The following is an 18,579-nucleotide window of genomic DNA, read 5'->3' as shown; positions in this document are numbered from 1 at the left end:
ACACCTTCGGACCAGCTCGTGGGTGCGGAGTCTGGAATCAGAAGGTGAGCTTCCAGCTGTTGATGTAGCCGGTGTCGAGGCGGGCCTTGTCCTGGACTCGCAGCTTCCAGACGCCGGCCGCGACCTCGGAGGACGCGTTGACGGTGTACGTCGTCTGGACGTTGTCCGCCGAGTCCGAGCCGCTGAACGGCTTCAGGTTGTAGACCGAGCCGTCGGGGGCGACGAGGTCCACGACCAGGTCACCGCGCCAGGTGTGGATGATGTCCACGGCCACCTGGAGGTTGCTGGGCGCGTTGCCCGTCTTGTCCACGGTGATCGACGAGGTGACCGCTGCGCCGTAGTCCGGGATGGACACGTCGGTGGTGTTCTCGTACGAGGTGCCGCCGCCGGGGCCGCCGGGGCGGGTGCCGACGTTGATGGCCGCCCACGCGTCCTGGACCGCCTTGTACTCGGCGCTCGACGTGCCGTAGAGCTCACCGGCGACCGCGACGGTGCCGGTGCGGGCGCCCGCGTAGTTGGTCGTCGAGTTGAACTTGGTGGTCAGTGCCTTGTACCAGATCAGCGCGGCCTTGTCGCGGCCGATACCGGTGACCGGCAGACCGTCGGAGGTCGGCGAGTCGTAGTTCACGCCGTTGATGGTCTTGGCGCCGCTGCCCTCGGAGAGCAGGTAGAACCAGTGGTTCGCCGGGCCCGAGGAGTAGTGGACGTCGATCCCGCCGAGGCCCGAGTACCAGGCGTCCTTGGACGAGCCGTCCTTGCTCGGCTTGTCCATGTAGCGCAGCGGGGTGCCGTCGCCGTTGATGTCGATCTTCTCGCCGACCAGGTAGTCGCCCTTGTCCTGGGCGTTGGCGGCGTAGAACTCGACCGCGGCGGCGAAGATGTCCGAGGTCGCCTCGTTGAGGCCGCCGGACTCGCCGCTGTAGACCAGCTTGGCGGTGTTGGAGGTGACGCCGTGCGTCATCTCGTGCGCGGCCACGTCGATGGACGTCAGCGGCTTGGCGTTGCCCGCGCCGTCGCCGTACGTCATGCAGAAGCAGCTGTCGGACCAGAACGCGTTGATGTACGCGTTGCCGTAGTGGACCCGGGAGTACGCGCCGACGCCGTCGCCGCGGATACCGCTGCGGCCGTGCACGTTCTTGTAGTAGTCCCAGGTGACGCCCGCGCCGAAGTGGGCGTCCGCGCCCGCGGTCTCCGCGTTCGACGCCTGGCCGTTGCCCCAGACGTCGTCGGGTCCGGAGAACAGCGTTCCGGTGCCGGAGGTGCCGCGGTTGAGGTTGTACGTCTTGTGGTTGCCGCGGCCGGTGTCCGTGAGGTTGTACGTGGATCCGGACTGCGCGGAGCCGAGCGTCACCGTGCCGCTGTACTGGGTGTTGCCGGTGCCGGTCTCGATGGCCTGCCACTCGTAGAGCTTGGCGCCGGTCGTCGCGTCGGTGACGACGTGCAGCTCGTTCGGGGTGCCGTCGTGCTGGATGCCGCCGACGACGGTCTCGTAGGCCAGGGTCGGCTTGCCCTGGGCCATCCAGACGACCTTGCGCGGGGCGCGGTCGGCCTTGGTCTTCTTGGAGCCCTCGGCCGCGGCGGCACCGAGTGCCTGCTTCTCGGCGGTGGCGGTCGTCACCTTGGCGGTGGTGAACGAGCCGGGAAGCCCCTTCAGTCCGGCGCGGGACGCCTTGCTCACGCCTTCCGTCACGCCGGCCTTGGACTCGGCGACGACGAGGTCTCCACCGAGGACCGGGAGCCCGTCGTAGGTGCGCTCGTAGCGGGTGTGCGTGGTGCCGTCGCGGTCCTGGACGACATCGCGGACGACCAGCTTCTCCTTGGCGTCGAGGCCGAGCTCCCGGGCGGTCTCCGCCGCGGAGGACTCGGCTGTGCGTATCAGCGCGGCACGCTGGGCGGGGCTGAGACTGGCCGGCAGCGCTCCGGTGTCGACCTTGCCGAGCGCGGCTCCGGCGGCTGCGGCACGCGGGGTTTCGGCGGTGGCGGCTCCGGCCTGGACTCCGACGCTGAGCATGGCTGCGGCGGCGACGAACGCACCGATGGCGGTGGCACGCCGATGGGGGGTGGGTCTCAACGCAGGCTCCTTCTGCAAGAAGTCGAGAACGGTCGGCTGGGTGGGCCGTCCGTGGCAGAACAGGCAGTGCGAGTGCGCAGAACGCTCAGAAGCGTGCCATCGGGATTGACCTAATGTCAGGAGCGCGTCAAAAGGTTGGCCGGAAATCGTCCGTTGCCCGAAGAGTCGGGTTCGCTATACGGACGGTTCACCGGGGCGTAAGACACATGTGATCGGGCGCCGTCGAAGGATGCGCACAAGTCTCCCTGCGGGCGGGCCGAGTTGTGCACCGCCGGGGACGGACGCGTCCCGGACGCGGGCCTCGTGCGGCACGCCGTGCCGCCGCGACCGGCCCGCGATCCGCGCCGACGGTCCGCTCGCGGGCCGGCCGTCATGCACGCGCGTGCTGCCCGGACCGCCGCGGCGCCCGCCGCCGAACCGTCCCGCCCTCCCTCCCGGACGGGCCACGGACCCTCCTCGGGCCGGGTACGGACCGCCTCGCGACCGTGCTCCGGCGGCACCGCGGAAGCCCACGAGATCCGGCCGGGGTTCCCGGCGCACCGTCGCCATGGCCGGAAAACGCCTCCGGAAAATGCCCCCGAGTCGCATGAGCACCAGCCGCCGCTCGCCGACGGACCACGGCGGAGTCAGCCCCCGCAGGGCCCCCTCGGCTTCGGCGCCCTCGCCCCTCTTGCCGCGGTGTGCACGTCCGAGCCCCGTCACCGGGCGCCGCGGTCGGCGGACCCCGCATCGCCGACCCAGGGGGTGGCCGGTGGATCACGGCTGGGACCGGCCCGTCCGGCACCGCGGCTTGCGGAGTTGTCGTCGGTCGCCGATGCTCCACATGGACTCTCCCCCTGCCTCCCCCTGCCTCCCCGTGCCCCCCTGCCGGCGGGACCCTCATCCTCCGCCCTGCAATCCACGGCACCAAAGGCCCGGGCTATCCGACCCTGATCCACCGGACACCCCCTGGTCGCGGACCCCGGCTCGCCCCGCCGTCACGCCAGGCTCTCCCGCCACGCCCGGTGGAGTTCCGCGAACCTGCCCGTGCCGTCGACGAGTTCGGCGGGGGAGCCGTCCTCGACGATCCGCCCCCGCTCCATGACCAGGACGCGGTCGGCGATCTCCACCGTGGACAGGCGGTGCGCGATGACGACGGCCGTGCGGCCCTTCAGCACCGTGAGCATCGCGGCCTGCACGGCGCGCTCCCCGGGGATGTCCAGCGAGCTCGTCGCCTCGTCGAGGATGAGCACCGCCGGGTCGGCGAGCAGCGCCCTCGCGAACGCGACCAGCTGCCGCTGGCCCGCCGAGATCCGGCCGCCGCGCTTACGGACGTCGGTGTCGTAGCCCTCCGGGAGCGCCGCGATGAAGTCGTGCGCTCCGATCGCCTTCGCCGCCTGCTCGATCTCCTCGCGGGTGGCGTCCGGTCGGCCGATCGCGATGTTCTCGGCGACGGTCCCGGAGAACAGGAACGCCTCCTGCGTCACCATCACCACGCCCCGGCGCAGCTCGGCCGGCGACAGGTCCCGGAGGTCCACGCCGTCGAGCAGCACCCGGCCTGCCGACGGGTCGTAGAAGCGCGCAAGGAGCTTCGCGAGCGTCGACTTGCCCGCTCCCGTCGAACCCACGACGGCGACCGTCCGCCCGGCCGGGATCGTCAGGTCGAACCGCGGCAGTACCTCGCCGCCCGTGCGGTAGCCGAAGCCCACCCCTTCGAACACCACCTCCCGGCCGGGCCGGTCGTCGCCGGGCCGGGCGGGCAGCGGCTTCGGGTCCGCCGGCCCGGGCACCGACGGGGTCTGCGCCAGCAGGCCCGCGATCTTCTCCAGCGACGCGGCGGCCGACTGGTACGAGTTGAGGAACATACCCAGCCGGTCGATGGGGTCGTACAGCCGCCGCAGGTACAGCACGGCCGCCGCCAGCACACCAAGCTCCAGCGAGCCCGACGCCACCCTGTGGGCGCCCCACAGCACCATCGCGGCCACGGCCGTGTTGGCGACCACCCGGGAGCCGACCACATAGCGGGCCATCTCCAGCAGCGCGTCGCCGTTCGAGCGCTCGTGACGGCGGTTCAGCCCGGCGAACGCCGCGTCGTTGACGTCCTCCCGGCGGAACGCCCGCACCGGGCGGATCCCGTTCATCGTCTCGACGAACTTCACGATCACGGCCGCGATCGCGGTGGACCGCTCGGCGTACACGACCGCGGCCCGCCGCCGGTACACCCGCACCAGCCAGTAGAGCGGCAGGAAGGACAGCAGCGCGAGACCGCCGATGCCGAGGTCGAGGTAGAGCAGCATCGCGGAGATGTAGACGAACGCCAGCACGACGTTGACGAGCTCCTGCAGGCCCTCGTTGAGCAGCTCCCGCAGCGACTCCACGTCCGATGTGGACCGCGAGATCAGCCTGCCCGAGGTGTAGCGCTCGTGGAAGTCGATGCTGAGCGCCTGGGCGTGCCGGAAGATGCGCCCCCGCAGATCCAGCAGCGCGTCCTGGTTGACCCGGGCCGACAGCATGATGAACGCGTACTGCAGCACGCCGGACGCCATGGCGCACACCGCGTATCCCACGGCGACCGCGACCAGCGGCCCGTAGTCGTGCGCGCGGAACGCCGGAACGCCCCGGTCGATGGCGTACGCGACCAGCAGCGGGCCCGCCTGGACGGCGGCCTGCTGGAGCAGCAGGAGCAGCGCGGTCAGGACCACGCGTCCGCGCTGCGGCCTGAGCAGCGACCTCAGCAGCGCCTTCGTGGCGCCGGGTGCGGCGGGCAGGGCGTCCCGGTCGAAGGGGTCGTTGCCGGAGCCGTTCCCGTCCGGCCCGGTGACGTCCTGCGGGGTGTCGACGGTGGCCGTCATCGTTCTCCCTCCGCGCCGGACATCAGCCAGGCGTACTCGACGTTCTCCCGCAGCAGTTCCTGATGGGTGCCCACGGCGGCGATCCGGCCGCCGGACAGCAGCGCCACCCGGTCGGCGAGCATCACCGTCGACGGCCGGTGGGCCACGACCAGCGCGGTGGTGTCCTCCAGGACGCGGCGCAGCGCGGCCTCGACGAGGGCTTCGGTGTGCACGTCCAGGGCGGACAGCGGGTCGTCGAGCACCAGGAAGCGCGGCTGTCCGACGACGGCCCGGGCCAGGGCGAGCCGCTGCCGCTGACCGCCCGACAGACTGAGGCCCTGCTCACCGACCTGGGTGTCGGCGCCCTGCGGCAGGGTGTCGACGAAACGTGCCTGCGCGATGTCCAGGGCCCGGCCGAGCCGTTCCGGGCCGGCGTCCCCGTCGGCGCCCATCAGCACGTTCTCGCCGACGCTCGCCGAGAACAGGGTCGGTTCCTCGAACGCCACCGACACCAGGGACCGGAGCTCCTCGCGGGGCATCGCGCTGATGTCCCGTCCGTCGAGGCTGATCCGCCCCGCGGTCAACTCGTACATCCGGGGTACGAGCGCGGTGAGCGTGGTCTTGCCGCTGCCGGTCGCACCCACGAGGGCCATGGTCTCGCCCGGTTCGACGTGCAGGTCGACGCGGTCCAGTACGGGCGCCGACCCGGGCGGCGCGTCCGGGTAGCGGAACGTGACGCCCTCGAAGCGCAGCCCGCCCGTCGTTCCGGGAGCGGAACCGGAAGCCCCGTCGGTCGGCGCCGCGGCCCCGGACACCGCGGTGGGGGTGGCGTCCAGAGCAGCCGTGGCGTCCGCGGACTCTGCTGCCGGGGCGGCACCCGGAACACCCGCGGCGTCCGCGGACTCCGCCTGCTCGTCCATCACTTCGAAGTACCGTTCCGTCGCCGTCGCGGACTCCTGGCACATCGCCAGCAGGAAGCCGATCGACTCGACCGGCCAGCGCAGTGCCAGTGCCGTGGACAGGAACGCCACGAGCGTGCCCGCCGACAGCCCGCCGTCCGCGACCTGGACGGTCCCCAGCACCAGCGCGGCGCCGATGGCCAGCTCCGGCACGGTCGTGATCAGCCCCCAGACGCCCGCCAGCAGCCGTGCCTTGGCCAGTTCGGTCCCGCGCAGCTGCCCGGTCAGCTCCCGGAACGCCGCCGCCTGACTGCGGTGCCGGCCGAACCCCTTGATGATCCGGATGCCCAGCACGCTCTCCTCGACGACCGTGGTGAGGTCACCGACCTGGTCCTGCGCCCGGCGTGCCACCAGCGCGTACTTCGTCTCGAAGTGCGAGCACATGACGACCAGCGGGACGACGGGCGCGAGCAGCACCAGTCCGAGCGTCCACTCCTGGACGATCAGCAGCGCACATCCGGCGACGATCGTGACGCCGTTGACCAGCAGGAACGTCAGCGGGAAGGCGAGGAACATCCGCAGCAGCATCAGATCGGTCGTGCCTCGGGACAGCAGCTGTCCGGACGCCCAGCGGTCGTGGAACGCCACCGGCAGCCGCTGGAGGTGCCGGTACAGATCGGCCCGCATGTCCGCCTCGACCCGCGACAGCGGCCGGGCGACCAGCCACCTCCGGTACCCGAAGAGCAGCGCCTCGGCGAGGCCGAGCAGCAGCAGCGCGAACGCTCCGAGCCACACCCCGCCCGGATCCGCGTGGGCCACCGGCCCGTCGACGATCCACTTGAGCACGAGCGGGATGACGAGGCTCAGCAGGGAGGCCGCGGTGGCGATGAACGCGGCGAGGAACAGTCGTCTCCGCACCGGGCGTACGTAGGGCCACAGGCGCAGCAGCGAACGGACGGAGGAGCGGGTCTCGGGGGCGCTGTGTGAATCGGACATCAGCAGTGAGCGTACGGTTCACCACTGACGCGGCCCAATGGATTATGGGTCCACCCGGTCTCCTCCCATGGGCCCGGGACTCGGACGCCCCCTACCCCGGCTTCACCCGAAGCAGCAGCACCGACCGCGCGGGCACCGTCATCGTGCCGCCCGCCCGGTGGTCCACCCCCGGCGCGGCCGACTGGTCCTCCCGGGAGGTGTCCAGGACCAGTTCGTACACCTCCGCCCAGGGCGGGCCGGGCAGGACGAAGCCCACCGGACGGTCGCCCGCGTGGAGGACGACCAGGAAGCTGTCGTCGGTGATCTTCTCTCCGCGGGCGTCCCGGCCGGGGATGTCCCGGCCCGAGAGGTAGAGGGCGAGCGTGGGCGCCGGGTCGTACCAGTTCTGCTGGGTCATCTCCGTGCCGTGCGGGGTGAACCAGGCGAGGTCGCGCAGTCCGTCGGGGGCCTGCGGCCGCCCGGAGAAGAACGCGCGCCTGCGCAGTACGGGATGGCTGTGGCGCAGCGCGATCAGCCGCGAGGTCAGCTCGTACAGGCTGCGCCATGCGGGGGAGTCGAGCAGGGACCAGTCGACCCAGCCGGTCGGACCGTCCTGGCAGTAGGCGTTGTTGTTGCCGTCCTGGGTGCGGCCCATCTCGTCGCCGGCGACGAGCATCGGCACGCCCGTGGACAGCAGCAGGGTGCTCAGCAGATTGCGCAGCTGACGGCGGCGCAGCGCGTTGATCCGCGGATCGTCGGTCTCGCCCTCCGTGCCGCAGTTCCAGGCGCGGTTGTCGTTGGTGCCGTCGCGGTTGCCCTCGCCGTTGGCCTCGTTGTGCTTGTGCTCGTAGCTCACCAGGTCGCGGAGGGTGAAGCCGTCGTGCGCGGTGACGAAGTTGATGGACGCGTACGGGCGGCGACCGCCCCAGGAGTAGAGGTCGCTGGACCCGGAGAGCCGGTAGCCGAGGTCCCGGACGTCGGGCAGCGCGCCACGCCAGAAATCCCGCACCGCGTCGCGGTAGCGGTCGTTCCACTCGGCCCACAACGGGGGGAACGCGCCGACCTGGTAGCCGCCGTTGCCCACGTCCCAGGGCTCGGCGATGAGCTTCACCCGGCGCAGCACCGGGTCCTGGGCGATCACGGCGAGGAAGGGCGACAGCATGTCGACGTCGTGCATGGAGCGGGCCAGTGCGGCGGCCAGGTCGAAGCGGAACCCGTCGACGCCCATCTCGGTGACCCAGTAGCGCAGCGAGTCGGTGATCAGACGCAGTACCTGGGGCTGCACCACGTGCAGCGTGTTGCCGCAGCCGGTGTAGTCGGAGTAGCGGCGGGCGTCCGGCTGGAGCCGGTAGTAGCCGCGGTTGTCGATGCCGCGCAGCGACAGCGTCGGCCCCAGCTCGCCCGCCTCGGCCGTGTGGTTGTAGACGACGTCGAGGACGACCTCGATGCCGGCGGCGTGCAGGGCCCGGACCATCCGCTTGAACTCGCCGACCTGCTGGCCGCCGGTGCCGCTGGCCGAGTATCCGGCGTGCGGGGCGAAGTAGCCGATCGAGTTGTAGCCCCAGTGGTTCCGCATGCCCCGGCGCAGCAGATGGTCCTCATGGGCGAACTGGTGGACGGGCAGCAGTTCCACCGCGGTCACCCCGAGGCGGACCAGGTGGTCGACCGCGGCCGGGTGGGCCAGCCCCGCGTAGGTGCCGCGCAGCTCCTCCGGGACGCCGGGATGGCGCATGGTGAAGCCGCGGACGTGGAGTTCGTAGATGACCGAGTCGGCCCAGGGCGTCTTCGGCCGCCGGTCGTCGGCCCAGTCGTCGTCGTCATGGACGACCACGCCCTTGGGTACGTACGGCGCGGAGTCCCGGTCGTCGCGCACGGTGTCCGCGACGCCCTGCTGCGGCCAGTCGCGCACATGACCGTAGACCTCCGCCGGCAGCGCGGCGTACTCGGCCCGCGGGCCGGTCCCGCGTACCCCGAACTCCCCGTCCACCGCCCGCGCGTACGGATCGAGGAGCAGCTTCGCCGGGTTCCAGCGGGCGCCGGTCCACGGGTCCCAGCGGCCGTGCACCCGGTAGCCGTAGCGCTGCCCCGGCCCCACGCCCGGCAGGAAGCCGTGCCAGATCTCATGGGTCAGCTCGGTGAGGGGGCAGCGGGTCTCCGAGCCGTCCGGTTCGAAGAGGCACAGCTCCACCGCCTCGGCACCGCCCGCCCACAGGGCGAAGTTGGTGCCGGCGACCCCGTCGGGGCCGACCCGGAAACGCGCCCCGAGCGGGGTCGGCGCGCCCGGCCACACCTTCGGACGGCGAGGTTCCGGTTCCGGCCCGGAGTTCCGTCCGGCGGCGGCGCGACAGGGCGCTCCGTCCTGCCCGGGCTGTGCGCCCGGCATCGCCTCCTGTACTGCCTGGTGCTGCTCGGCTGCGCTCGACACCGGTCGGCCTCCCGCGGCTCGTCAGAACCACGGGGTGATCCGGGGGCGTACGGCGTCCCGGCCGCGGCTCCCCGTGCGTGGTCCTCCCAGCAGTTCTGCCCGGAAGAGCGGTCGTACTCACGTTTCTCCCGGAGGGGCGCGGTCGTTGGGCCCTTCGTGAGATTCGTAGCGAAACGGGCCGGGGCGGGCATCGCCGCCGTCATGGCATGGGCGGGACTGGTGGCCGGGCTGGCCGGATGCACGGGCGGGACCGTGGTGATCGGGAGCAAGCCGCGGTCACCCGCCGAGACCATTCAGGTCACCCCGGCGGACGGCGCCAAGGGTGTGATGGCGGACCAGCGGGTCGAGGTGCGGATTCCCGCCGGGCGGCTGGAGAGCGTCAAGGTGATGAAGGCCGAGGACGCCCTCCCCAAGGAGGTGAAGGGGAGGATCTCGGCGGACGGGCTGAGCTGGCTTCCCGACAAGGGGCAGCTCCAGCTCGCCGCCAAGTACACCGTGGACGTGGTCGCCCTCGACGCCCACGGACGGCGGCAGGCCCGGCACACCACCTTCACCACGTTCGTCCCGGACGAGCGCTTCATCGGCTACTTCAAACCGGAGAACCGCTCCACCGTCGGCACCGGAATGATCATCTCCTTCACCTTCAACCAGCCCGTCCGTAACCGGGCGGCCGTCGAACGGGCCATCACGGTCACCGCCCGGCCCCGGATCGAGGTGGTGGGCCACTGGTTCGACGACACCCGGCTGGACTTCCGGCCCCGCGACTACTGGCGGCCCGGCACCAAGGTGACCGTCGACATCGGGCTGCGGGACGTCCAGGCCTCGCCCGGCGTGTACGGCATCCAGCAGAAGAAGTTCACGTTCACCGTCGGCCGCTCCCAGGTCTCCCGGGTGGACGCCGAGGCGCACACCATGGAGGTGTTCCGCGACGGTGAACTGCTGGCCAAGCTGCCCGTCACGGCGGGCGCGCCCAAGACCACCACCTACAACGGCAAGATGGTGGTCACCGAGATGTTCGAGGTGACCCGGATGAACGGCCGGACCGTGGGCTTCGGGGGAGAGTACGACATCCCGGACGTGCCGCACGCCATCCGGCTCACCTCCTCGGGGACCTTCCTGCACGGGAACTACTGGGCCGATCCCAAGGTGTTCGGGCGGTCCAACGTCAGCCACGGCTGTGTGGGCCTGCGGGACGAGCAAGGCGGCGACGAGGACACCCCGGCGGGCTGGTTCTTCGACCGCACCCTGGTCGGGGACGTCGTCGAGGTCGTCAAGTCCAAGGACAAACAGGTGGCACCGGACAACGGGCTCGGTGGCTGGAACATGGACTGGCGCGCGTGGAAGGCGGGCTCGGAACTGTCCTGATTCCTGCGTGTTGTCCGGGGTTCTCCCCTGCGACGCCCGGCCGTTCCGCATGACCCGTGCCCGTCCTGGACAAGTTGGGACTGAACGGTGACATTCGCGGGACCAAAGCACTCCTCGCCATGTGATTATCTATCGCCAAGTGCGCGAGAGGAGTGCGCACCGGGGGTGCGGGCCGTGGCGGGGCCAGGCCGTGCGAGGGGAGATAGCCAAAGTGAACGGGCAGCCGATATCGGGGGCATCGGTCGGTGGCCGGCGCAGGCGCGCGGGCCGGACGTTTTCGGCCGTCATGGTGGGTGCGGCGCTTCTGCTGGTGTCGGCCTGTGGGGGCGGCGGTGACGCCGGCGGCGACAAGGCTGCCGCGGGCTCCGGCCAGGCCGGCGACAACAAGGCGTCGGTCGCTGTCGTCAGCATCGAGCCGAAGGACGGGGCGACCGATGTCGCCACGATGGGCGCGCTGAAGGTCGGCGCCAAGGACGGCAAGCTCACCGCCGTCAAGGTCGAGGACAGCAAGGGCAACACGATCGAGGGCGCCATCTCCAAGGACGGCGCCACCTGGGAGCCGTCCCAGCACCTCGGCTCCGCGACCAAGTACAAGGTCCACGCGGTCGCCAAGGACTCCGAGGGCCGCGAGTCCGCCAAGGACACCTCCTTCACCACGCTCGTTCCGCAGAACACCTTCGTCGGCCACTACACGCCGGAGGACGGCTCGACCGTCGGCGTCGGCATGCCGGTCTCCATCAACTTCACCCGTGGCATCACCAACCCCGAGGCCGTCGAGCGGGCCATCAAGGTGACGGCCGTGCCGGCCGTGCCCGTCGAGGGCCACTGGTTCGGCAACGACCGCCTGGACTTCCGGCCCGAGAAGTACTGGGCCGCGGGCACCAAGGTCACGGTGAAGATCAACCTCGACGGCGTCGAGGGCCGGCCCGGGGTGTACGGCAAGCAGAACAAGACGCTGAACTTCACCATCGGCCGCAGCCAGGTCAGCACGGTCGACGCCAGTGCCAAGACCATGACCGTCGAGCGGGACGGCAAGGTCGTCAAGACCATCCCGATCACCGCGGGCGCCCCGGCCACGACGACCTACAACGGCCAGATGGTCATCAGCGAGAAGTACAAGGTGACCCGGATGAACGGCGCCACCGTGGGCTTCGGCGGCGAGTACGACATCAAGGACGTGCCGCACGCGATGCGTCTGTCCACCTCCGGCACCTTCGTGCACGGCAACTACTGGGCCTCGGCGGGCACCTTCGGCTCCGCCAACGTCAGCCACGGCTGTGTCGGCCTGCGCGACGTGCGCGGCGCCTACGACAAGGACATGCCGGCGGCCTGGTTCTTCGACAGCTCGATCATCGGTGACGTGGTCGTGGTGAAGAACTCCAACGACAAGCAGATCCAGCCCGACAACGGCCTCAACGGCTGGAACATGTCCTGGGCGGAGTGGACGAAGTAACGCTCCTTCCCCCCGGAGTTCCGACGCGGGCCCGGTGCCGTGACCCACGGCGCCGGGCCCGTGCGCGTGCCGTGCCCTCCGGGGGACGCCCCCGTACCGCCCGGTACTAACCTGCCCCCATGACTGTGAACCTCGAAGTCGCCGAAGGCGTCGGCACGATCCGCCTCGACCGCCCCCCGATGAACGCGCTGGACATCGCCACCCAGGACCGGCTGCGCGAGCTCGCGCAGGAGGCGACGGACCGCGACGACGTGCGCGCCGTGATTCTCTACGGCGGGGAGAAGGTGTTCGCCGCCGGCGCGGACATCAAGGAAATGCAGGTGATGGACCACGCCGCGATGGTCAAGCGGTCCCGGGGCCTCCAGGACGCGTTCACCGCCGTCGCGCGCATCCCCAAGCCCGTGGTCGCCGCGGTCACCGGATACGCCCTGGGCGGCGGCTGCGAGCTGGCGCTGTGCGCCGACTACCGGATCGCGGCCGACAACGCCAAGCTCGGCCAGCCGGAGATCCTCCTCGGTCTGATCCCGGGGGCCGGCGGCACCCAGCGGCTTTCGAGGCTGATCGGCCCCTCCCGGGCCAAGGACCTCATCTTCACCGGCCGCATGGTGAAGGCGGACGAGGCGCTGACACTGGGCCTGGTGGACCGTGTCGTGCCGGCCGACGAGGTGTACGAGCAGGCGCACGCCTGGGCCGCGAAGCTGGCGCAGGGCCCCGCCCTCGCGCTGCGCGCCGCAAAGGAGAGCATCGACGTCGGTCTGGAGACGGACATCGACTCCGGTCTCGCCGTCGAACGCAACTGGTTCGCCGGGCTCTTCGCGACAGAGGACCGTGAGCGCGGGATGCGCAGCTTCGTCGAGGAGGGGCCGGGTAAGGCCAAGTTCGTCTGAGAGCTGCCGTGTCGGACGCCCTCCCGCTCTGCACGCCCGCCTTGTGGGCGCATTAGCGCAGCCTTAAGAGAACCTTAAGGAGTCCTTGCCCGCGGACGCGTAGTGATCAACCGTAAGCGGGACGTCATCGCAGGTCAGTCGGGCCGAACCGGCTGCCTCCTGCCCCTGTCATATGCCATTGGGCGGCAGGGGAGGGGGTGGCCCGGGGGGAGGGATTCCGCCGGAAGTCTCACGGGCCGCGGCCGGGGCGGCCATCATGGGGGCCATGGCGGGCCTGGAGGGTATCGAGCAGCCGCGGCAGCGAACCGGGGCGACCGTTGCGCGATGGTCGCCGGCGGTCGAGGACGAACGGGCGCTGCGGACCCTGGAGTCGCTCGGGAATCCGGCCGAGGGTGAGGTGCGGCTCCCGTCCCGCCCCGAATCGGCCGCCGATGCGCGCCGGCTGACGCAGTGCGTGGTGCTGGGGCACTGGGGGCTCTCCCCGCAGATCTCCGAGCATGCCGTGCTGCTGGTCTCCGAGCTCGTCGGGAACGCCGTGCGGCACACCGGCGCCCGGGTCTTCGGGCTGCGGATGCTGCGCCGCCGGGGCTGGATCCGTATCGAGGTGCGCGACCCCTCGCGCGGTCTGCCCTGTCTGATGCCCGTACAGGAGATGGACACCAGCGGCCGCGGTCTGTTCCTCGTCGACAAGCTGTCCGACCGGTGGGGCGTGGACCTGCTGCCGCGCGGCAAGACCACCTGGTTCGAGATGCGCGTGGCGGACCGCTGAGCTCCGGATGTGCAGGAGCCCCCGGTGCCTGGGGTGTGGCGTTGCGGGGGCTCTCCTGGGGTGCGCCGCGGGATCGATGGGGTGTGTCCACGGCTGCGGGACGACCTGGCCCGGGTCGATGGGGGTCGTTGTCCACGTGACTATGACAGACGATTACCGGGTAAGCCAAACCGGTGGGGTCTGAATCGCAGGTGAGATGGCCCACCTGCCTGCGAAATAATGAATACTTATTGAACCTGGCGGGTATTCCATTGGTCACTGGGGCGTCCGGGGGCCGGGTGCATGCGACTCGTATCATGTCCTAATTGGATAGATCTGCACCTTTCGCACCGTCACCCCGTTAAATGGTCGCGTGCTTTCGTTGACGCAACGGACCGCCGTACTGCTGGTGGCTGCCTGTCTCGCCGCCGCCCTCGCGGGCTGCGGGGACGGCGGTGCCCCGAGCGCAGAGCGCCGCGGCCCCCAGCCGCCGCCGGCATCGCCCGCCGGTGAGAAGTGGGCACCGGCGGCGCCGGCCGGACTGTCCGGAATGCCTCCGGTGCTCGACCCGCAGGACATCTACGCGGCAACCCGCCCCGGGATGCTCTCGCCCGTGGTGAGGGCCTTCCCGTCCCGGGTGTACGTGCCCAACACCAACTCCGACACCGTGTCGGTGATCGACCCGGACACGTACCGGGTCGTCGAGACCATCCCGGTGGGCGTCCAGCCCCAGCACGTCGTCCCCTCCTGGGACATGAGGACCCTCTGGGTCAACAACAACCGAGGACACACCCTCACCCCCATCGACCCCGCCACCGGCAGGGCCGGCGCACCGGTCGAGGTCCACGATCCGTACAACCTCTACTTCACCCCGAACGGCAAGTACGCCGTGGTCATGGCCTCCCTCGACCGCGAGCTGGTGTTCCGTGACCCGCACAGCATGGAACGGATCCACGCCGAGCCGGTCTCCTGTTACGGCGTCAACCACGCGGACTTCTCGGCCGACGGCCGCTACTTCATCGTGTCCTGCGAGTTCTCCGGCGAACTGCTCAAGGTGGACACCGAGCAGATGAAGGTCGTCGCCAAGCAGCGGCTCCCGTTCCAGGGCGCGATGCCGCAGGACGTGAAGGTGTCCCCGGACGGGAAGACGTTCTACGTCGCCGACATGATGGCCCACGGTGTCTGGGCGTTGGACGGCGAGCGGTTCACCACCCCGAAGCTGCTGCCCACCGGAAAGGGCGCGCACGGCCTCTACATCAGCCGTGACTCCCGGGAGATGTTCGTCCCCAACCGCGGCGAGGGCTCCGTCTCCGTGTTCGACTTCGCACAGAACCGGGTGACGAAGAAGTGGTGGCTGCCCGAGGGCGGCAGCCCCGACATGGGTGGCGTCTCCGCGGACGGCAAGGTGCTCTGGCTGTCCGGCCGGTACGACGCCGAGGTGTATGCCATCGACACCGCCACGGGCAAGCAGCTGGCCCGTATCCCGGTCGGCAGCGGACCGCACGGCCTGGCCGTCTATCCCCAGCCCGGCCGCTACTCCCTGGGGCACACCGGCGTCTTCCGCTGACGTGCCGCTGACGTGCCGCTGACGTGCCGCGGACGGCGTGACGGCCCGTCGGCCGCCACCCCGTCCGCCCGCCCGGCACGCACGGAAATCGGCGTGTCCGGCCGGGGCCCCGCCGGACCGGCCGACGCCTGCGGCATGACCCGGCCGCTGTCCGGACCCCGCCCCCGGCCCGTTAATCTGGGGCCCTTCCTAAAGGCACCAAGAAGGGGTGGCATCAGTGGCGGACATCGACGAGGCGCGCAAGGCGTTCGAGCGGTTCGACGCGGACGGCGACGGCCTGATCACGCCGGCCGAGTACAAGAGCGCCATGGCGCAGCTCGGCGACTTCCACGTCACTGAGACCGTGGCCCAGGCGCTGATCGGCCAGCGCGACGAGAACGGCGACGGCCTGCTGTCCTTCGACGAGTTCTGGGGCTCGCTCAACAAGAGCTGAGCCCGCTCCGGAACGACGAAGGACGGGGACCCGCGGCCGACGGCCACGGGTCCCCGTCCTTCGTGCTGGGCCGGCACCGGCCCCGCGCCTCGTTCGCGGTGCTCAGCACTCGATGATGTTGACGGCGAGGCCGCCGCGGGCGGTCTCCTTGTACTTAACCGACATGTCCGCGCCGGTGTCCTTCATGGTCTTGATGACCTTGTCCAGGGAGACCTTGTGGCTGCCGTCGCCGCGCATGGCCATCTTGGCGGCGGTCACGGCCTTCACGGCGGCCATGCCGTTGCGCTCGATGCACGGGATCTGCACCAGGCCGCCGACCGGGTCGCAGGTCAGGCCGAGGTTGTGCTCCATGCCGATCTCGGCTGCGTTCTCGACCTGCTCCGGGCTGCCGCCGAGCACCTCGGCGAGGGCGCCGGCCGCCATCGAGCAGGCGGAGCCGACCTCGCCCTGGCAGCCGACCTCGGCGCCGGAGATGGAGGCGTTCTCCTTGAAGAGCATGCCGATCGCGCCCGCGGCCAGCAGGAAGCGGACGATGCCGTCCTCCCGCTCGCTCTCGGGGGATCCCTGGGCGACGAAGTTCAGGTAGTAGTGCAGGACCGCGGGGATGATGCCCGCCGCGCCGTTGGTGGGCGCGGTGACGACGCGGCCGCCGGCGGCGTTCTCCTCGTTGACCGCCATCGCGTAGAGGGTCACCCACTCCATGGCGTGCAGGTCGGGGTTGCCCTCGGCGCGCAGCTGGCGGGCGGTGACGGCGGCGCGGCGGCGGACCCTCAGGCCGCCGGGCAGGATGCCCTCGCGGGACATGCCACGGGACACGCAGGCCTGCATCACACGCCAGATCTCCAGCAGCCCGGCCCTGATCTCGTCCTCGGTCCGCCAGGCCTTCTCGTTCTCCAGCATCAGCGAGGAGATGGACAGACCGGTCTCCCGGGCCAGCCGCAGCAACTCGTCCCCGGTGCGGAACGGGTACCGGAGCACGGTGTCGTCGAGCTTGATGCGGTCCTCGCCGACCGCGTCCTCGTCCACGACGAAACCGCCGCCGACCGAGTAGTAGGTCTTCTCCAGCAGCACGGTGCCGGCGGCGTCACGCGCCGCGATCGTCATGCCGTTGGCGTGGTAGGGCAGCGCCTTGCGGCGGTGCAGGACCAGGTCCTCGTCGAAGTCGAAGCCGATCTCGTGCACGCCCAGCAGGCTGAGGCGCTTCTCCGCCTTGATCCGCTCCACCTGGTCGTCGGCCGTCTCCACGTCGACGGTGCGCGGCGAGCTGCCCTCCAGGCCCAGCAGGACCGCCTTGGGCGTGCCGTGGCCGTGGCCGGTGGCACCGAGCGAGCCGAACAGCTCCGCGCGTACGGACGCGGTGTGGGCGAGGAAGCCGTCGTTCTTCAGGCGCGCGGCGAACATCCGGGCGGCGCGCATGGGGCCGACCGTGTGGGAGCTGGACGGGCCGATGCCGATCGAGAACAGGTCGAAGACCGATATGGCCACGAGGGAACTCCTAGGGGTGTGGAGACGCCGTTGTCTGCCGGGGTGGAGCAGAGAAAGCGAGGGGTCGTGCAGGTGGGGGCAAGGTGCGGGGCACCGCACGCACTGTCCGTTATGTGTCCAGTGTGCGCGGTGCCCCGGGGGTCACGCGGTTACGAACGAGGGAACTCGTTCGTAACTACTTCAGACCAGGGTAAAGCGGGTGCTTCGCGGCGAGGGCGGTGACCCGGGCCTTGAGCGGCTCGGCCTGGAAGGACGGCTTCAGCGCCTCGGCGATGACGTCGGCGACCTCACGGAAGTCGTCCGCCTGGAAACCGCGCGTGGCCAGGGCCGGTGTACCGATCCGGAGGCCGGAGGTGACCATCGGCGGCCGCGGGTCGTTCGGGACGGCGTTCCGGTTGACCGTGATGCCGATCTCGTGGAGCCGGTCCTCGGCCTGCTGGCCGTCCAGCTCGGAGTGGCGCAGGTCGACCAGGACCAGGTGCACGTCGGTGCCGCCGGACAGCACCGAGACGCCGGCCGCCTTCACGTCGTCGCGGACCAGGCGCTCGGCGATGATCTTCGCGCCCTCCAGGGTGCGCTGCTGGCGCTCCTTGAACTCCTCCGAGGCGGCGACCTTGAAGGAGACCGCCTTGGCGGCGATCACGTGCTCCAGCGGACCGCCCTGCTGGCCGGGGAAGACCGCGGAGTTGATCTTCTTGGCGAGCTCGGCGGTGCAGAGGATCACACCGCCGCGCGGACCGCCCAGGGTCTTGTGCGTGGTGGTGGTCACGACGTGGGCGTGCGGCACCGGGTTCGGGTGCAGACCCGCGGCGACCAGGCCCGCGAAGTGGGCCATGTCGACCATCAGGTACGCGCCGACCTCGTCGGCGATCCGGCGGAACGCGGCGAAGTCCAGCTGCCGCGGGTACGCCGACCAGCCGGCCACGATCAGCTTGGGACGGGACTCCTTGGCGAGCCGCTCGACCTCGGCCATGTCGACCTGGCCGGTGGCGTCGTCCACGTGGTAGGCGACCACGTTGTAGAGCTTGCCGGAGAAGTTGATCTTCATGCCGTGGGTCAGGTGACCGCCGTGGGCGAGGTTCAGGCCCATGATCGTGTCGCCCGGCTTGAGCAGCGCGAACATCGCCGCGGCGTTGGCCTGCGCACCGGAGTGCGGCTGAACGTTGGCGTGCTCGGCGCCGAACAGCGCCTTGATCCGGTCGATGGCGATCTGCTCGACGACGTCGACGTGCTCGCATCCGCCGTAGTAGCGGCGGCCGGGGTAGCCCTCGGCGTACTTGTTGGTCAGCACCGAGCCCTGGGCCTCCATGACGGCGACCGGAGCGAAGTTCTCCGACGCGATCATCTCCAGGGTCGACTGCTGACGGTGGAGTTCGGCGTCGACAGCGGCGGCGACGTCCGGGTCAAGCTCGTGCAGGGAAGAGTTCAGAAGCGACATCACAGTCCCGTTCCGTCAGAGGA

The 18,579-nt window shown here is 70.7% G+C and carries 12 protein-coding genes; 6 read left to right on the top strand and 6 right to left on the bottom strand.

What is annotated here, in order from left to right; translation table 11 throughout:
* Window positions 1–37: 37 nt before the first annotated feature.
* The 4 genes from ACZ4Z5_RS00325 to glgX form a co-directional block, all read right to left on the bottom strand.
* A complete protein-coding gene (locus tag ACZ4Z5_RS00325) occupies window positions 38–2,071 on the bottom strand; it encodes a M4 family metallopeptidase (RefSeq protein ID WP_468254257.1) in 2,034 nt (677 codons plus the stop codon).
* A 977-nt stretch (window positions 2,072–3,048) separates the two neighbouring features.
* On the bottom strand, window positions 3,049–4,902 hold the full coding sequence (locus ACZ4Z5_RS00320; RefSeq protein ID WP_468254253.1) for an ABC transporter ATP-binding protein: 1,854 nt from the start codon (window positions 4,900–4,902) through the stop codon (window positions 3,049–3,051).
* Window positions 4,899–6,776 (bottom strand): ABC transporter ATP-binding protein, encoded by a 1,878-nt coding sequence (locus tag ACZ4Z5_RS00315; protein ID WP_468254249.1) that lies wholly within the window; start codon window positions 6,774–6,776, stop codon window positions 4,899–4,901. Before ACZ4Z5_RS00315 ends, ACZ4Z5_RS00320 begins: the two co-directional genes overlap by 4 nt.
* Before the next feature lie 91 nt (window positions 6,777–6,867).
* Window positions 6,868–9,180 carry a glycogen debranching protein GlgX gene (gene glgX / locus ACZ4Z5_RS00310; protein ID WP_468254244.1) on the bottom strand — a complete coding sequence of 771 codons (2,313 nt, stop codon included), beginning with the start codon at window positions 9,178–9,180 and terminating at the stop codon, window positions 6,868–6,870.
* Window positions 9,181–9,336: 156 nt separating this feature from the next.
* Between glgX and ACZ4Z5_RS00305 the strand changes: the two genes are divergently transcribed.
* The 6 genes from ACZ4Z5_RS00305 (at window position 9,337) to ACZ4Z5_RS00280 (ending at window position 15,633) form a co-directional block, all read left to right on the top strand.
* The gene (locus ACZ4Z5_RS00305; RefSeq protein ID WP_468254241.1) at window positions 9,337–10,545 is read left to right on the top strand and encodes a L,D-transpeptidase; all 1,209 of its coding nucleotides are present in this window, start codon (window positions 9,337–9,339) and stop codon (window positions 10,543–10,545) included.
* Window positions 10,546–10,756: 211 nt separating this feature from the next.
* Window positions 10,757–11,998, top strand: coding sequence for a L,D-transpeptidase (locus ACZ4Z5_RS00300; protein WP_468254238.1), 1,242 nt, complete (start codon window positions 10,757–10,759; stop codon window positions 11,996–11,998).
* A gap of 119 nt (window positions 11,999–12,117) precedes the next feature.
* On the top strand, window positions 12,118–12,885 hold the full coding sequence (locus ACZ4Z5_RS00295) for an enoyl-CoA hydratase/isomerase family protein (RefSeq protein ID WP_468254235.1): 768 nt from the start codon (window positions 12,118–12,120) through the stop codon (window positions 12,883–12,885).
* Between the two features lie 265 nt (window positions 12,886–13,150).
* Window positions 13,151–13,654, top strand: coding sequence for an ATP-binding protein (locus tag ACZ4Z5_RS00290; RefSeq protein WP_468254232.1), 504 nt, complete (start codon window positions 13,151–13,153; stop codon window positions 13,652–13,654).
* Between the two features lie 352 nt (window positions 13,655–14,006).
* A complete protein-coding gene (locus tag ACZ4Z5_RS00285) occupies window positions 14,007–15,200 on the top strand; it encodes a YncE family protein (RefSeq protein ID WP_468254228.1) in 1,194 nt (397 codons plus the stop codon).
* 217 nt (window positions 15,201–15,417) lie between these two features.
* Window positions 15,418–15,633 (top strand): EF-hand domain-containing protein, encoded by a 216-nt coding sequence (locus tag ACZ4Z5_RS00280; protein ID WP_468255484.1) that lies wholly within the window; start codon window positions 15,418–15,420, stop codon window positions 15,631–15,633.
* Window positions 15,634–15,735: 102 nt separating this feature from the next.
* On the opposite strand, the gene ACZ4Z5_RS00275 is transcribed toward ACZ4Z5_RS00280, so the two are convergent.
* Both ACZ4Z5_RS00275 and glyA read right to left on the bottom strand, forming a co-directional pair.
* Window positions 15,736–17,118, bottom strand: a complete 1,383-nt coding sequence (locus tag ACZ4Z5_RS00275) for an L-serine ammonia-lyase (protein ID WP_468254224.1) — start codon at window positions 17,116–17,118, stop codon at window positions 15,736–15,738.
* Between the two features lie 175 nt (window positions 17,119–17,293).
* Window positions 17,294–18,556: a serine hydroxymethyltransferase gene (glyA, locus tag ACZ4Z5_RS00270; RefSeq protein ID WP_468254220.1), complete on the bottom strand. Its 1,263-nt coding sequence runs from the start codon at window positions 18,554–18,556 to the stop codon at window positions 17,294–17,296.
* Window positions 18,557–18,579 lie beyond the last annotated feature (23 nt).

The organism is Streptomyces sp. NPDC030222 (assembly GCF_055573115.1).
This window is presented reverse-complemented; position numbering and strand designations above follow the sequence as displayed.

Bases quoted from the DNA above. Each gene is read 5' to 3' on its own strand.
- ACZ4Z5_RS00295 (WP_468254235.1), top strand. From the start codon at position 12,118: ATGACTGTGAACCTCGAAGTCGCCGAAGGCGTCGGCACGATCCGCCTC.
- ACZ4Z5_RS00290 (WP_468254232.1), top strand. From the start codon at position 13,151: ATGGCGGGCCTGGAGGGTATCGAGCAGCCGCGGCAGCGAACCGGGGCG.
- glyA (WP_468254220.1), bottom strand. From the start codon at position 18,556: ATGTCGCTTCTGAACTCTTCCCTGCACGAGCTTGACCCGGACGTCGCC.
- ACZ4Z5_RS00315 (WP_468254249.1), bottom strand. From the start codon at position 6,776: ATGTCCGATTCACACAGCGCCCCCGAGACCCGCTCCTCCGTCCGTTCG.
- ACZ4Z5_RS00320 (WP_468254253.1), bottom strand. From the start codon at position 4,902: ATGACGGCCACCGTCGACACCCCGCAGGACGTCACCGGGCCGGACGGG.